The sequence below is a fragment of the Chryseobacterium soli genome (assembly GCF_000737705.1).
Taxonomy (GTDB): domain Bacteria; phylum Bacteroidota; class Bacteroidia; order Flavobacteriales; family Weeksellaceae; genus Chryseobacterium; species Chryseobacterium soli.
Genome location: NZ_JPRH01000003.1, coordinates 111,456 through 126,065, shown reverse-complemented (window position 1 = coordinate 126,065; position 14,610 = coordinate 111,456). Strand labels below are relative to the sequence as shown.

General features: G+C 36.6%; 14 protein-coding genes and 1 tRNA gene. 11 read left to right on the top strand and 4 right to left on the bottom strand.

Features of this window, described 5'->3' with window-relative positions; all coding sequences use genetic code 11:
• Positions 1-145: 145 nt before the first annotated feature.
• From IW15_RS07940 to IW15_RS07930, 3 genes are all read right to left on the bottom strand, one after another.
• Complete coding sequence (locus tag IW15_RS07940; RefSeq protein ID WP_034710479.1) at positions 146-523, bottom strand: hypothetical protein; 378 nt, start codon at positions 521-523, stop codon at positions 146-148.
• 68 nt (positions 524-591) lie between these two features.
• On the bottom strand, positions 592-1,062 hold the full coding sequence (locus IW15_RS07935) for an Lrp/AsnC family transcriptional regulator (protein WP_034710477.1): 471 nt from the start codon (positions 1,060-1,062) through the stop codon (positions 592-594).
• Between the two features lie 134 nt (positions 1,063-1,196).
• Complete coding sequence (locus tag IW15_RS07930; RefSeq protein WP_034710475.1) at positions 1,197-5,987, bottom strand: translocation/assembly module TamB domain-containing protein; 4,791 nt, start codon at positions 5,985-5,987, stop codon at positions 1,197-1,199.
• 4 nt (positions 5,988-5,991) lie between these two features.
• Between IW15_RS07930 and tsaD the strand changes: the two genes are divergently transcribed.
• From tsaD to IW15_RS07915, 3 genes are read left to right on the top strand one after another with little or no spacing between them, the layout of a single operon-like run.
• Positions 5,992-7,008 (top strand): tRNA (adenosine(37)-N6)-threonylcarbamoyltransferase complex transferase subunit TsaD, encoded by a 1,017-nt coding sequence (tsaD, locus tag IW15_RS07925; RefSeq protein WP_034710473.1) that lies wholly within the window; start codon positions 5,992-5,994, stop codon positions 7,006-7,008.
• Entirely contained in the window at positions 7,005-7,415 is a 411-nt protein-coding gene (locus tag IW15_RS07920; RefSeq protein ID WP_034710471.1) for a hypothetical protein, read from the top strand. The genes tsaD and IW15_RS07920 overlap by 4 nt, the downstream gene beginning before the upstream one ends.
• A 45-nt stretch (positions 7,416-7,460) precedes the next feature.
• The gene (locus tag IW15_RS07915) at positions 7,461-8,156 is read left to right on the top strand and encodes an RsmE family RNA methyltransferase (protein WP_034710468.1); all 696 of its coding nucleotides are present in this window, start codon (positions 7,461-7,463) and stop codon (positions 8,154-8,156) included.
• 91 nt (positions 8,157-8,247) lie between these two features.
• On the opposite strand, the gene IW15_RS07910 is transcribed toward IW15_RS07915, so the two are convergent.
• Positions 8,248-8,919, bottom strand: coding sequence for a TrmH family RNA methyltransferase (locus tag IW15_RS07910; protein WP_034710466.1), 672 nt, complete (start codon positions 8,917-8,919; stop codon positions 8,248-8,250).
• A gap of 80 nt (positions 8,920-8,999) precedes the next feature.
• Between IW15_RS07910 and IW15_RS07905 the strand changes: the two genes are divergently transcribed.
• The 8 genes from IW15_RS07905 (at position 9,000) to IW15_RS07870 (ending at position 14,426) form a co-directional block, all read left to right on the top strand.
• Positions 9,000-10,016 (top strand): asparaginase, encoded by a 1,017-nt coding sequence (locus IW15_RS07905; RefSeq protein ID WP_034710464.1) that lies wholly within the window; start codon positions 9,000-9,002, stop codon positions 10,014-10,016.
• A gap of 54 nt (positions 10,017-10,070) precedes the next feature.
• Positions 10,071-10,157, top strand: a tRNA-Ser gene (locus IW15_RS07900).
• Positions 10,158-10,369: 212 nt separating this feature from the next.
• A complete protein-coding gene (locus IW15_RS07895; protein ID WP_034710462.1) occupies positions 10,370-10,732 on the top strand; it encodes a hypothetical protein in 363 nt (120 codons plus the stop codon).
• Between the two features lie 103 nt (positions 10,733-10,835).
• Positions 10,836-11,282 carry a thioredoxin family protein gene (locus IW15_RS07890; RefSeq protein WP_034710460.1) on the top strand — a complete coding sequence of 149 codons (447 nt, stop codon included), beginning with the start codon at positions 10,836-10,838 and terminating at the stop codon, positions 11,280-11,282.
• 3 nt (positions 11,283-11,285) lie between these two features.
• The gene (locus IW15_RS07885; protein ID WP_034710458.1) at positions 11,286-12,212 is read left to right on the top strand and encodes an FAD:protein FMN transferase; all 927 of its coding nucleotides are present in this window, start codon (positions 11,286-11,288) and stop codon (positions 12,210-12,212) included.
• Positions 12,209-12,436 carry a DUF4266 domain-containing protein gene (locus IW15_RS07880; RefSeq protein WP_034710456.1) on the top strand — a complete coding sequence of 76 codons (228 nt, stop codon included), beginning with the start codon at positions 12,209-12,211 and terminating at the stop codon, positions 12,434-12,436. Before IW15_RS07885 ends, IW15_RS07880 begins: the two co-directional genes overlap by 4 nt.
• Before the next feature lie 35 nt (positions 12,437-12,471).
• Complete coding sequence (locus tag IW15_RS07875; protein ID WP_034710454.1) at positions 12,472-13,662, top strand: DUF3570 domain-containing protein; 1,191 nt, start codon at positions 12,472-12,474, stop codon at positions 13,660-13,662.
• Between the two features lie 62 nt (positions 13,663-13,724).
• Entirely contained in the window at positions 13,725-14,426 is a 702-nt protein-coding gene (locus tag IW15_RS07870; RefSeq protein WP_034710453.1) for a VIT1/CCC1 transporter family protein, read from the top strand.
• Positions 14,427-14,610: the final 184 nt, after the last annotated feature.

Here is a 14,610-nt window from a genome sequence, read left to right as displayed (position 1 = left end):
GTACAGGATTATAATCTTCCACTTAGGGGTTGGTTATTTCTCTATCGTCATTACCATATGGCAGCAGAACATTCTTCTCTTTTGTAGTCCGCCTTCCCTTAGTCGTTGATTTTTTTATTAAAAATGATTTAGTTAAAACTTTTTATTATTTAAAGAACTTCCACTTTGGAATAATTGCCAGCATCCCAAATCCTGTGAAAAGGAAAAGATTGGTAACATCGGTATATAAAAATGTGGATAAATAATAATTATGCATAAAGAAATGCAGGACCAACAGAACAGGAAACATAAAGATCCCCACTTTTCTGTAAAAAAACATTAATACAAGACTGATCATCATTAATGCATCGACTGAAAAGATCACATAGAAATACCATTTTGGAATGTTAAGGAATTCATGCTGTAAATATTCATCTCCATCGATCCCCAATCCCATGGCCGTAAACAACATCAAAGCGGCAAATGCTAAAACAAAGCCCCACCCTTTCTTCGGATCTTCGTCAAAATAACTGTATTCTTCCATAGGTACAAAAATAAAGAACTTATGAGAGATTTCATAAGTTCTTTTATAATTATTCGTTTAAAATTTGATTAGATAGAAATAGCGTTGATCAACCTATTTTTATCACTTAAGAATTCTTCCATAGAGATCATACTCTCAGTTCTCATTACGTCCTGAATGTCGTCTATTTGATAGATAATTCTTTTTGCATCTTCAGTATTCTTAGCTCTTACTTTACAGAAAATATTATATTTTCCGGAAATAACGCTCGCTTCGATTACATTTGGAATACTTGTTAATTCTTTTAAAACCTCCTGCGTACGGTTTGATTTTGTTAAAAGAATTCCAATAAATGCTGTAAAGTGATAGTCTAACTTACCATAATCGATATTAAGGGATGATCCCAAAATAATACCTGCATCCTCCATTTTTTTCACTCTTACGTGAATTGTTCCTGCAGAAACATCCATTTGTTTTGCAATTTCAGTAAAAGGCATTCTTGTGTTTTCTACTAAGAAATCAAGAATTTTCTTGTCTATTTCGTCCAGTTGATAGTTCATATTAGTTAAATTACAATTTCTTTAAAAAATCCATGTATTTTTTGCAAATTTATAAAAAATAATTTAAGTAAAAAAATTATCTTAAATATTAACAATAATTAACACATATGATAAAGATCATTAAAATATTCTAATTATTTACCTATGGATTTTGTAGAATCCGTTTTTATTTCTGTTTTAGGTACAGGCTCTTTTTTATCTTTTCTCTTCTTTTTAAATAGAGAATTGAAGCTTTTACTCCACACAACACCCCCACCATACGCTTGATTAGCAGATCCATTTGTACTTACCATACCAATATTGGTAGGTTTGGAATAGCCTCTTAAAAGCAAACTTCCGTCATTCTTTTTAGAGACATCATACTCAATAGATCCCTCTCCGGAGAGATAATTAGCCTGTGTACCCTCTGTTTTATTTAACGGAATTCCTAAACCGGTCTTAATATTGACCCTTGGCGAAACCGCAACACTTACTCCGGCATTGGCCCGATCTCCGGTATTGGAATACTGGTCTCCTTTTACATAATTTAAGTCGATCTGAAATTCATTACTCATGGTATTCAACACAGAACCCAGTTGTTTCAGCAACATATTATATCCGGAAGACTCAGCAACACCAGCTACATCAAAATCTACGCCACCCGTGTTGGAAACATTAAAAGTATTTAATAATAATATAGAACCGAACTGAAGAACCTTCTCTCCTTCCTGGCTCATTTTTGCCGCTAACGTCTCTTTTACCTGACTGGATACATCCAATGCCGTAACGTTAAGGTCTACTTTAGGATTGATCAGGGACTGGGTAATATTGGCCTGTAACAGAACGCTGATAGGCTGTAGTTTCCCCATACTCAGGTATTCTCCTGCATTGGAAACCATTCTCACGTAATTGGCTGTAATATCCAGTGCCGGCTTCATCGCATCTCCATCCCAACGGATACTGCTGTTCTTTTCTATCTGGAAGGTTTTATTAAGGATCGCTTTAGAAACAAATGTTCCGTTATCAACCTTGTAAGTACCATTCATGGCGATATTTCCCTGTCTGCTCATCTGGAACCTCAGGTTGTTGGCAATTCCTTTTACCGTAATATTTCCTACATCATCACCAACAAGCACATTTACGGTAGTTCCTTTGTCTACATCAAGATTGAAATCAATATGCATATTGGCCCCTGACTTTTTCTTTTCCTCCAGTGTAATTAATCCGTCTTTCCCTTCTTTCAGGAACCTCAGCATTTTAAATTCTTCCACATTGGAGGTAGAACTTGAGTTGAAAGTAAATGTACTTCCGGTAAGCGCCTTCATATTCGGCGTCGACAGACTCAGGCCGGAAACCGGTCCGGAGACATACAGATCTCCCTGTCCATACACTCTTCCCCAGAAAAGATCATAATCTTTCTGAGTGGTATTCAATACCAATAGGTTATCAGTTCTCATTATGAGTTCAACCCCCATGGAAGAAAGTGTTTCAAAACGAATCAAACCGGAAACCGTTCCTTTAGAGTTTGATCTTCCGTCATGCACTTCAATATCGTTAAGAATCGCAAGACCTTTTGAAAGCGGAATTACTGTATCATCAAATGAGTAATCTACTCCGGTAAACAGAAGTTTCAATCCAAAACCTTTTAAAGCAATATCTCCGCTATAGTCAAGATTATTAAGCTTACCATTAATTTTAAGATCACCGGTTGCTTTTCCTCTTAAATTCCCAAAAACAGACTGAACGAACTGTTGGGCAAAAGAGATGTCAAAATCACGCATTTCAGCGGTCAGATCAATCGTTGGAGAACTGGTGTTATTGTTTACTGTACCGGTTAAATTCAAATTGTTATTTCCCAGAACACCGGCAGAAGTCACTTTTACATCTACATCATATACATTGAGTGAAAAGCCGTTGGTAGCAGAGATAGTAAGATCACCCATATCATTTCCGTTCATCATGATGTCATCCACCGTAAGATCTACAAGCGGCTGAAGGGTATTTTTATCCATTTTGATCTTTACAGTTCCGTTGGCAAGCCCTTTTATGCTCATGGCATTTCCTCCGGACTGCATTTCAAGAAGTTTTTCAACGGCAAAATCAGTAATATCGGCATCTACATAAAATTCTTTAGCAGACTTAAACTGAGCTTCTTTGATAAACAGCGCACTTGAATCGGAATAAATTCTCAAATTCCTGATATCAAAATCGCTGGTATTTTTTCTGTAGGTGATGGAATGATTAAGCGTAGGACTGGTATCTATTGCCCAGGTAACGTTATTAAATTTAACTTCAGTAGGTTCAAATTTAAATACATAATCTCCAGCTGCATTCGTCGACTGATCGACATTGATGGCATATTCCTTAAGTTTTTCATTTTGCTCATCATCCGCATTACCATGTTTAAAAGTAGTGGCCAGATGTAAAGCAGTGCCGTTTTCATTGGTCCCTTTTAAGATAAAATCTTTGATAATATTTTTATTGTACTCAAGTCTGCTGATCTTTGCATATACCTGCTCATCAAGATTGGCGGTATTAATCCTTACCTTAACACTGTCGATCATAGCACTGTCTCTGCTGATGGTATTCCTGTCATTAATTTTATACTCAGGGTTGGATGCTGCGAGTGCCTTATCTGCATCCGTAATCTCTTCCTGTTTCGTCATGATATACTTCAGGGATGCCGCATCAAGGTTCAGGATCAGGTTATTGGTATTTCCGTCGTATGCCCCGTCCACTACAGCTCCTTCAGGAAGCTTCAGATCCGGCAAAAAGTAGTTAACCAACCCCTGCTGCACATCAAAATTCATAGTAAAATTCTGACCTCTGTATAATTTTCTTGGCGGCGGACCTACTAATATTTTTCCCACTCCGTTTTCTACCATTCCCATCAGGTCTGCAAGATTGTATCTTCCGGAAATCTTACCGTTCGCTGCGCCCGGTGCATCTACATCGATCACACGACCTCCAGATTCAATAAAGGTTTTAACTTTTGCATTAGGAATGATGTATTTTTGAGTTGCTGTTGCAAAATTCAGATTATTGGCTTCTACATCAAGGGTAAGGTCGTTAATAGAAGTCATGGACATTTTCCCGTTAACTGTTCCACTCACGATTTGATTTCCGGGCTTGCCGGTAAAATAATTCATGTTGAGATAGGTCACATCTGCATTTACATCCATTGCCACTCTTGGTGTACTGAAATCGATTAATCCTTTTATAGAAGCTTTCGCCTGGTCATCATTAATTGTAATGAGCCCATTGTATTTTTTATGATCCAGTAATCCATCCAAATATACATTACTGATATTCTTATCCATGATCTCAATACTTGAAATCTGAGATTTTGTGCTCAGCTTCATTGTATTGACATCAAAGCTTTGTCCATTGATATCGAATTTACCGGAAATAAGACCTACTGATTTATTTTTAGTAATTACCGAGGTATTCAGATCTTTTACTTCAAGATATCCTGAATATTTTGGCATTGGAGTACTGTAAGCGGTCAGAGAAAGCTTTGTAATTTTAGCCTGCCCAATTCCAGTCATTAAATTTCCGCTCGGAACATATACTTCTTCAGGGGTTACTCTGGCAGCGCCGTTATATTTTAATTTCCCAAAATCATCCGCAAAATTCTTCATCTTTTTAGAAATAAATGAAGGCATCATTGCTTTTAGATCTTTATAGGTAAAATCTGTTGACAGGTCTTTCGTTTCGATAAAAAAATGTCCTTTCAGAAGATTATTGACGGTCATTGTTTTGGTGGCAATATTCACATCAGGATTGCTGATCAGAAAATTCTCCAGATGAAACTTATTCAATGGTCCCGTCATCTTTCCTGCCAGGTTGAATGGTTTAAAATTGTCCCAGTTGGTCACAAAATAACTGATGTCATACCCGCTGAGCTGGCTTCCCTGCTGAATATCCATATCCCAACGAACCCGGTCTGCAAAACCTGCCCAGGATCCTTTATTCAGTTTGAATTTAATATTTCCCTGCAATAAAGAATGGTCTGTATTTAAGGTAAGATCTTTTAATGAAAGAAAATCCTGAGTTAGGGACAACTCTGTAGAAAAAGTATCTACAAAGTGAGATTTCCCCCATCGGGAAGTTACAAAAGACATATTATTGACCAATGCAAAAACATTGGGTCCGTTTACTTTAACTTTCGGAGCTTTCAGGTTAAATTTTGTTGCTGTCAGCCATTTTCCTGGTTCTCCGGGAGAGTTTTGGTTAATAATGGAAACTTTAGAATCGATGATCTGTACCCGTGAATTAAGCTGGAAAGGTGGTTTGCTGGGATCTCTTTTTTTACCACTGTCGAATAATTCCGTAAAACGTACAAAATTGGAAATGCTGTCGCCCTTATAAGTAATAACCTTCACATCAGCGTTTACCAGAGTAAGAGAATTAAAACTTAACGCATTACTGTTTCCGGAAATAGCATTGACCGCAAGCGACATCCAGTCTGAATTGGCACGAAACTCTCTTGCTTTAATAAATTCCAGGCCTTTATAATCTTTTATTCTTAGTCCTTTTATGGTAACGTCTCCAAAATAATCCACTTCTACACTTTCGGTAGACATTCCGGCTTTAAAATCTCTATTGACAAGCTGAAGTGCCTGATCGGCAGCCCATTGTTTGGTCACAGGAAGGTTTACGATGATGATAATCAGTGCTGCAAGGCCTACAACCAACCAAAAAAGAATCAAAAGAAGCCTTGCCCACCAAGTATAGCTGGTGACATCTTTTACGGCCTGTTTGCCAAACTCTTCAGCGGTTTCTACGGGATGATGAATGGCATCTGACGCTAGTTCAGACGCTTCTTTAACTGTTTCCTTTACTTTTCCTTCAACATTTTCAACAGTCTTCTGTACCTGATCTCCTAAGTTTTCAGCTACCGATTTTTTGTTCTCATTCTCGTTATTATTCTCTAACTTTGCCATTATTATGAGCGACTCTATAATTTTAGGTATTGAATCGTCTTGCGACGATACATCAGCAGCTATCATCAAGGGAAATTCTATTCTATCGAATATTGCTGCGAATCAAGCCATTCATAAAGAATATGGCGGTGTGGTTCCCGAACTGGCATCACGCGCGCATCAGCAAAACATCATTCCCGTTGTTGAAAAATCTCTAACTAAAGCAAATATACAACAAAATGCTATCTCTGCTATAGGATTTACACGCGGACCCGGACTTTTAGGTTCACTTCTTGTCGGAACTTCATTTGCTAAGTCTTTGGCAATGAGTCTTGATGTCCCACTGATAGAAGTTAATCATCTCCAGGCCCACATTTTAGCCCATTTCATTGACGATGCAAATCCTATGCCGCCTGCATTTCCTTTTTTATGCCTTACGGTAAGCGGCGGACACACCATGATTGTCCTAGTAAAGGACTATTTTGACATGGAAATCATAGGAAAAACTACGGATGATGCCGCCGGAGAAGCTTTTGATAAAATTGGAAAAATATTTGACCTCGATTATCCTGCAGGCCCTATCATCGACAGACTTGCGAAGGAAGGGAATCCTAATGCTTTTACGTTTAATAAGCCCAGGCTGGAGGAGTACAATTACTCTTTCAGTGGAATCAAAACTTCGGTTTTATATTTCATTCAAAAAGAAGTCAAAAAGAATCCTGATTTTATCAAAGAAAACCTGAATGACCTGTGTGCCTCTGTACAAAGGACTATTATCGAAATTCTTATGGCCAAGCTTGAAAAAGCAGCAAAAGATTTAGAGGTAAAAGAAGTCGCCATTGCAGGAGGAGTTTCTGCTAATTCTGCATTAAGACAGGCCATGCAGGATAACCACGAAAAATTAGGATGGAATATTTACATTCCAAAGTTTGAATATACTACCGATAATGCTGCGATGATCGCAATGGTAGCACAATTAAAATTTCAGAGAGGAGAATTTACCGATTTGAGAACTACTGCCACTTCAAAATACGATTTATGAAAATATTACTGGAAGAAAAAATACTTGGAACGCAATCTAAAAAGAATTCAAAATATTATTGGGTTTTAGAAACTGTTATAGGAAAAAATGCAGTGACAGAAAAATCTGAAGAGGAAGATTATTTAATGATATGTTCAGAAATTGGATATGTTCAAAATATAAAGGAAGAGATCGTAGAGAAAATAAATTCAGAAAATGTATTTAGTTTTACTTACGAGCCCAAAGAAGGAGACTATTTATCCATCAAAAATAATTTAAGAAAAAACGAATATTTGAATTTGATTTTTATGAATAATAAGTGGATTGAAGAAATTTACGCATGTTCATATAGAGATTGTGAAGGTGATATTTATACTACGATAAAAACCGGCATGGCATTTTTAAGCGAGAATGAAATTAGCTTTTAATAATCATTTATCAATACAATTCAGGCAGCTTCTAAATATCAATATATGAAACTTTTTTTTGGCGAAATCAATAACGGAGAAGTAATAATTAATGACGAGGAACAACAGCACATTGTAAAAGTTCTCCGTATGAAAAATGGAGAGGAAATTCATGTAACGGACGGAAAGGGAAACCTTGCTTCCGGTACATTGATGATCGGTGGTAAGAAGGCAGAAATAGAGGTTTCGGAAATTAAAACGGCACTGCCGGATTTTGATCCGAAGCTGCATATCGCTATTGCTCCGACAAAAAACATCGACCGTATCGAATTTTTCGTTGAAAAAGCTGTTGAAATGGGGATTTCTGAAATCACTATTTTACAGACTGAAAAAACAGAACGTAAAAATATTAATATTGAAAAGATCAGAAAACAGGCTGTTGCCGCCTCTAAACAAAGTTTGCGGTTTCATTTCCCTGTCATTCATGATACGATAAAACTTGCTGACTTCTTAAAGAATATTGACCCTGAACATACTTTCGTGGCCCATTGTCATGAAAATCTGGAAAGAACAGAACTTAAAGATATCCCTTCATTGGAACAGATTACTTTTTTAATTGGTCCTGAAGGAGATTTTTCTGGAAAAGAAATTCAATTTCTATCCGACAGTAACGTAAAAGCTGTTTCGCTGGGCAATCAAAGGTTGAGAACGGAAACCGCAGGCGTATTTGTGGCTGCGTGGAATTATTTTAATATGATGTGAGAAGTTAGACCTTTCTTCCTAATTAATTTTTTTCAGCCAATGACTTTTGCTGCAATGGCTGAAAAGTATTAAAATCAGACTTATATTCTTTTTATATCTGAATATTGTGATCTCTCATATATTTTTCAAAAATCTGTGGTCCGCTCCGCATTGAATTCACGGCCCAGCGAATCTGCATTTTCAGACGTTTTTCTTCACTTAATTTATAATCAATTCCTGAATTGATCAGTTTCTGTTTCAATTCGTACATGCATATTCCTGCAGCCACGGAAACATTAAAACTTTTCGTCAGCCCATACATCGGAATGGCCAGCGTTTCATCAGCAAAATCAATGACTTCTTCTGAAACCCCTTCCAGTTCGGTTCCAAATACTAAGGCTATAGGTTCAGTGATTGTATAATCCGGAATCATCACTGCATTTTTTTCGGGAGAAACGGCAAGAATTTTATACCCTCTTTCTTTAATACTCTTTAAAGAAGCCATATTTTTCGGCATTCTTTCTACCTCAACCCATGTTTCAGCTCCTTTTGTTACGGTAAGATTGGGATTAAAGATATTCTCTTCCTCCAGCGCAACTACTTTGTGGAAACCGCAGGCTTCCACCGACCTTACAATGGCCGCAGCATTTCTGAACTGAAAGATATCTTCCATCACCGGAAGTACGAAATCTGAACTTTCCAAAGAGAAATGTTCTATTTTCGTTACCCTTTCGTCTGTTAAAAACTGCTTTAAATACTCAAAAGTTTGTGCTAAATCTTTCATTCATTTTCAAATCTTTGCAAATTAACGTAATTTTGAGGTATGAACCTGAAACGGGTTCAAATTCTTAATAAAAAGTATACATGAAACGAAAAGTCCTGCTTATCTACACCGGAGGAACCATCGGGATGGAGAAAGATTATGAAACCGGAAGCCTGCGTGCATTTGATTTTGGAAATATTTTTGAGAAGATGCCCGAGATGAAACTGATGGAATGTGAAGTCTTTGTGCATCCTTTCGCCAAACCGCTAGACTCTTCGGATATGGGACCTGAAGAATGGAAAATTATCGCCAATTATATTCTTAAAAATTATGAGACGTATGACGGTTTTCTAATCCTTCACGGGACGGATACGATGTCTTATACTGCTTCAGCATTAAGTTTCATGTTAAAAGGATTGAGAAAACCAGTGATCTTAACAGGTTCGCAGCTTCCCATCGGAGACTTAAGAACGGATGCTAAAGAAAATCTTCTTACCAGTCTGTATTATGCCAGTCTGTACGAAAATGATGAAGCCATTATTCAGGAAGTAGCCATCTATTTTGAATATAAATTATTAAGAGGAAACAGAACATTAAAGTATTCAGCGGAGTATTTTGATGCCTATTCAAGTCCAAACTACCCTATCCTGGGGCAATCCGGTGTTCATTTAAATATCATCAAAGATAATCTTTACCGATGTGACCCGAATGTAGACTTTCATGTAGATGAACATATTTCTGAAGATATTCTTTTCTGGAGGATTTTTCCGGGAATGCATCTGAATCACTTTAAAGAAATTCCTAAAATGAAGGTCTTGATTCTTCAGGTTTTTGGTTCCGGAACTATTTTCAGCAGTGAAAAAGCTCAGGAAGCCCTTCAGGAAATCCGTGATAATGGAACTGAAATTGTAGTGGTAAGTCAATGCATATCAGGCGGTATTTCATTTGGAAAATACGAAAACAGCAATATATTTTCAAGGATAGGTGCGATCAGCGGAAGGGATATTACCGCAGAAAGTGCTATCACTAAAGCAATGCACTTGATAGACAATCCCAGCTACCCGGGAACTTTTGCAGATAATTTTGCAAAAAGTCTTTGTGGAGAAATTACCGACTAATTGCATTAATAATTTGCAGGTTCCAGAAAATACTGTATTTTTGCAATCTCAAATAGAGAGGTGTCCGAGTGGTTGAAGGAGCTACCCTGGAAAGGTAGTATACGGGTAACTGTATCGAGGGTTCGAATCCCTTCCTCTCTGCAAGCATTCATTATGACCTGTTGATCATCAACAGGTTTTTTTATTTATAGATTTTTCCCCAGAGCTTACAGTCTTCATTCAAAGGTGAACTTTATCCATATTTTCTAATAATATACACAGTGGAAATTACCAATTTTATATTTTAATAATATTTTAATTTTATAGCACTTATTTAAAATCATTCTTAATGAAACATTTCATAGTTTTGATTAGTGAAAAAGTTTGTTTCCATATTTTTATTGATGCTATATTTGGTTTCTACAACCGAACTGTATCAGCTTCTAAAAATTCCGGAACTGATTGAGCATTACATAGAACATAAGAAATTAAATCCGGAAATGACACTTACCGCATTTCTGAAAACCCATTATGATCATCCGATTAAAGATGGAGATTACGGAAAGGATCAGAAACTACCGTTTATCATTCATTCTGCTCTTTTAACTTTGATTTTTACGATTAATCAGGGATTTAGTTTTGAACTTGTGACATCGAATTTCAATTCATTAACTTTCCATAAAATCCCCTCAAAAGATGAGGATCTTTACTATAAAGGATTTCTAAGTTCTGTATAGGAACCTCCTAGGTTTACTTTTGTATAACTTATTCGACAATTATTGATTACAGCCTGTAATTCAATATCATTAATAATTTTTATTTATCATTAATTTCAAAATAATGAAAACAATATTTTCAGCCATATTAATGGTTGTATTCGCTGTTGCCATTCAGGCTCAAAACCGTTTCGAGAATGCAAAAAAACAATCATCCGAAAACAAAGAACTTATTTTACTCAACTTTTCAGGTTCAGATTGGTGCATTCCGTGTATTAAACTTCATAAAAATATCATTGAAACAGATGAATTTAAAAAGCTGGAAACAGAAAATGTCATCGTTTATATTAACGCAGATTTTCCAAGAAATAAAAAGAACCAGCTTTCTCCTGAACTGAAAAAAGAAAATGCTTCTCTTGCCGATAAGTACAACCAAAAGGGATTATTTCCCTACACGCTTTTACTGAATTCGGAAGGCAAAATACTGAAAAGCTGGGAAGGTTTGCCATCTGAAAATGCTTTGGCTTTCAGTAAGGAAATCAGAGAAATCAAAGACAATCAAAAACCGTAAAGTATGTTAAGAGAATTCAAAAGACCTCAAAGGTTAATGGGGAATGCTTTTGAAATTACCGTTGTAAGTGATGATGAAAAGATAGCCAACAGCCACATCAATGCTGCTATTGAAGAGATCCGAAGAATCGAAAAACTTCTGACTACGTTCAATGATGAAAGCCAGACCAATCTCATCAACAAAAATTCAGGGATACAGCCTGTAAAAGTTGATTGGGAAATATTTGAACTGATTGAAAGAAGTTTGAAAATCAGTAAGATTACAGACGGATATTTTGACATTTCCTATGGCGGAATTGATAAAAGTTTCTGGAACTTCGATCACAATATGGAACAGCTCCCTGATCCTCAATCAATTAAAGAACATCTGAAATTAGTTAACTATCAAAACATTCTTCTTGACCGGGAAAATCAAACTGTTTTCTTAAAGGAAAAAGGGATGCGTATCGGTTTTGGAGGAATTGGAAAAGGTTACGCTGCGGAAATGGCAAAACATCTACTTCAGAATCATGGAGTGGTTTCAGGAATTGTAAATGCTTCAGGAGATTTAACGACCTGGGGAAACCAGGCAAACGGAAAATCATGGACTGTCGGAATAGCTGATCCAGATAATTCCAAACAGCCATTTTCTTACATGAACATTACGGATATGGCCGTGGCAACTTCAGGAAATTATGAAAAATATGTAGTCATTAACGGTAAAAAATATTCTCATACCATCAACCCGAAAACCGGAATGCCTGTTTCGGGTGTAAAAAGTGTTACAGTTTTTTGTCCGAACGCAGAAATTGCAGATGCAATGGCAACGCCTATAAGTATTATGGGAATTGATGCTGCCCTGCATATGGTGAATCAGATCAATCATCTGGATTGCATCATCATCGATGATCAGGACAAAATTTATTCATCTCAAAACATTAATTTAAAATGAAAAATTTCATAAAAATAAAAACAATAATTTGTTTTTTCCTAATAATTGCTTCAATACAATCCTGTACAACAGTAAAAGAATACGAAAAAAATAAATTAAATGATGCAGAAATGGTTCTCGGAAACCGAACGATTGAAAAGACAGAATTAAATTTTCAATCTTATAGAGAAGGTGCTTCAGGAGCCAATGCCGGTAAAGTTGGAGGCGGCTGTGGGTGTAATTAAAAAAGAGTAATCGTACAATTTAATAGTGATTTAAAATGAAAAAAATTATAATAAGTATCATTGCTCTTTTCGGAATTTTCAATGCACAAGCGCAAGAAAACACAAGCAGCGAACAGCCGAAAAAACTTACTTTGGATGAAGCTAATTTAGTTTCGAGCTACTATAAACAGGATGGAAATAATTCTGCGGTAACCGGAGGAATAGGAACTGAGAAACTTACAGATATTTCCAATACTATTGATGTGACAATGGTAAAATATGACAAGAAAGAGAGAAAAAATAAATTCGGATTCAGTGTAGGTATTGATCATTATACATCTGCTTCTTCTGATATGATTGACTTGAAAGCCAATTCATCAGCTTCTCACGCTGATACCAGAATTTATCCTGCATTAAGCTGGAGCAGAGAAAATGAAAGTAAGGGGACAACATTAATGGCCGGTGTTTCTTATTCTACAGAATTTGATTACCAATCGATTGGGGCTAATATTGGTTTTTCACAAAAAACAGCCAACAAAATGGGTGAATTTACGGCAAAGTTCCAAGCTTACCTCGATCAGGTAAAACTCATCACTCCTATCGAACTGAGACCAAATGGAAGTACTGGTGGCGAACACGACAATTACGGAACAAGTGGTAGAAATACATATGCTCTGTCTTTGTCTTATTCGCAGATTATCAATCAAAATTTTCAAGTTGAACTTTTGGCAGACGGCGTTCAGCAAACAGGGTATTTAAGTTTACCATTCCATAGAGTTTATTTTAACGATAACTCGGTTCACCAGGAAACTTTGCCGGATAAACGATTTAAAATTCCTTTGGGATTAAGGGCTAATTACTTTCTTGGAGACAAAGTGATTCTAAGAGCCTATTATCGTTATTATACCGATGATTGGGGCTTACGATCAAACACATTCAGTCTGGAAACTCCTGTGAAAATTTCACCTTTTGTTTCTGTAAGTCCGTTTTATAGATATTATTCTCAGACTTCTGCGAAATATTTCGCACCTTACCAGGAGCATACAGCTTTTGATGATTTCTATACCAGTAACTATGACTTATCGAAATTTAACAGTCATTTTTACGGAGCCGGAATCCGAATCAATCCAAAGAATGGCCTATTCGGAATACAGTGTCTTAATATGATCGAAATTCGATATGGTCATTACACGAAGTCCGTCGGAATGAAGTCTGATATTATTTCCTTGAATCTAAGATTCAAATAAAATCAATGTAATTTTTACTTGTCAATATAATGGGCAAGTCAAAATTTTAAAAACTAAAAATTATGCATCATCAGTTAGAGAAACATTATGTAAACAGGGTCGGATGGCTCCGTGCAGCAGTTTTAGGAGCAAATGACGGTTTATTGTCTACTACAAGTATTGTAATTGGTGTAGCGGCAGCAAGTCCCGATAGAAATACCATCATTCTCGCAGCACTTGCCGGAATGATCGCAGGAGCAATGTCTATGGCAGCGGGCGAGTATGTTTCGGTAAGTTCACAGGAAGATACGGAAAAAGCTGATCTTTTGAGAGAAAAGCGTGAACTTGAAGAAATGCCGGAAGTAGAATTAAGAGAACTTGCAAAGATCTATGAAAAACGTGGTGTTAGCAAAGAAACCGCTTTACAAGTTGCAACCGAATTAACAAATCACGATGCTTTGGCGGCTCACGCTCACGACGAATTGGGAATCAACGAAATCACTCAGGCAAAACCTTTACAGGCTGCAATAGCATCATTCGGTTCATTTGCTTTGGGTGCATTATTGCCTTTTACGGTCTCACTTTTAGCTCCGATTAACCAAATGGTTTATTTCCAATATGGATTTTCAATTATTTTTCTGATGATTTTAGGAGCAATCTCAGCAAGGACAGGTGGATCAAAAATGAGTATTGCTGTTTTGAGAATTTGTTTCTGGGGAACGGTTGCAATGGGTGTTACGGCCTTAATTGGACATTTGTTTGGGGTGTCTATGTCTTCATTATGAGAGTGTGGAGACATAGCGTATTCAAAATAGTATTAGTCAGATCAGTAGGAAAATGTTAAAATAATAGATGCTTTATTTAACCCTTCCTCTTTGTACATATGAATTTATTACAGCCTGCTGAAAAATCAGCAGGCTTTTTCGTTCCTAAAATATTCCTAAATCTCCCGGTTAATTTGTCATGTTT

What these genes read in the sequence shown, in the direction of transcription:
- IW15_RS07875 (WP_034710454.1), top strand. Translation starts at nt 12,472, where the DNA reads ATGAAAAAAATTATAATAAGTATCATTGCTCTTTTCGGAATTTTCAAT.
- IW15_RS07935 (WP_034710477.1), bottom strand. Translation starts at nt 1,062, where the DNA reads ATGAACTATCAACTGGACGAAATAGACAAGAAAATTCTTGATTTCTTA.
- IW15_RS07890 (WP_034710460.1), top strand. Translation starts at nt 10,836, where the DNA reads ATGAAAACAATATTTTCAGCCATATTAATGGTTGTATTCGCTGTTGCC.
- IW15_RS07915 (WP_034710468.1), top strand. Translation starts at nt 7,461, where the DNA reads ATGAAACTTTTTTTTGGCGAAATCAATAACGGAGAAGTAATAATTAAT.
- tsaD (WP_034710473.1), top strand. Translation starts at nt 5,992, where the DNA reads ATGAGCGACTCTATAATTTTAGGTATTGAATCGTCTTGCGACGATACA.
- IW15_RS07880 (WP_034710456.1), top strand. Translation starts at nt 12,209, where the DNA reads ATGAAAAATTTCATAAAAATAAAAACAATAATTTGTTTTTTCCTAATA.
- IW15_RS07910 (WP_034710466.1), bottom strand. Translation starts at nt 8,919, where the DNA reads ATGAAAGATTTAGCACAAACTTTTGAGTATTTAAAGCAGTTTTTAACA.
- IW15_RS07885 (WP_034710458.1), top strand. Translation starts at nt 11,286, where the DNA reads ATGTTAAGAGAATTCAAAAGACCTCAAAGGTTAATGGGGAATGCTTTT.
- IW15_RS07930 (WP_034710475.1), bottom strand. Translation starts at nt 5,987, where the DNA reads ATGGCAAAGTTAGAGAATAATAACGAGAATGAGAACAAAAAATCGGTA.
- IW15_RS07920 (WP_034710471.1), top strand. Translation starts at nt 7,005, where the DNA reads ATGAAAATATTACTGGAAGAAAAAATACTTGGAACGCAATCTAAAAAG.
- IW15_RS07905 (WP_034710464.1), top strand. Translation starts at nt 9,000, where the DNA reads ATGAAACGAAAAGTCCTGCTTATCTACACCGGAGGAACCATCGGGATG.
- IW15_RS07940 (WP_034710479.1), bottom strand. Translation starts at nt 523, where the DNA reads ATGGAAGAATACAGTTATTTTGACGAAGATCCGAAGAAAGGGTGGGGC.
- IW15_RS07870 (WP_034710453.1), top strand. Translation starts at nt 13,725, where the DNA reads ATGCATCATCAGTTAGAGAAACATTATGTAAACAGGGTCGGATGGCTC.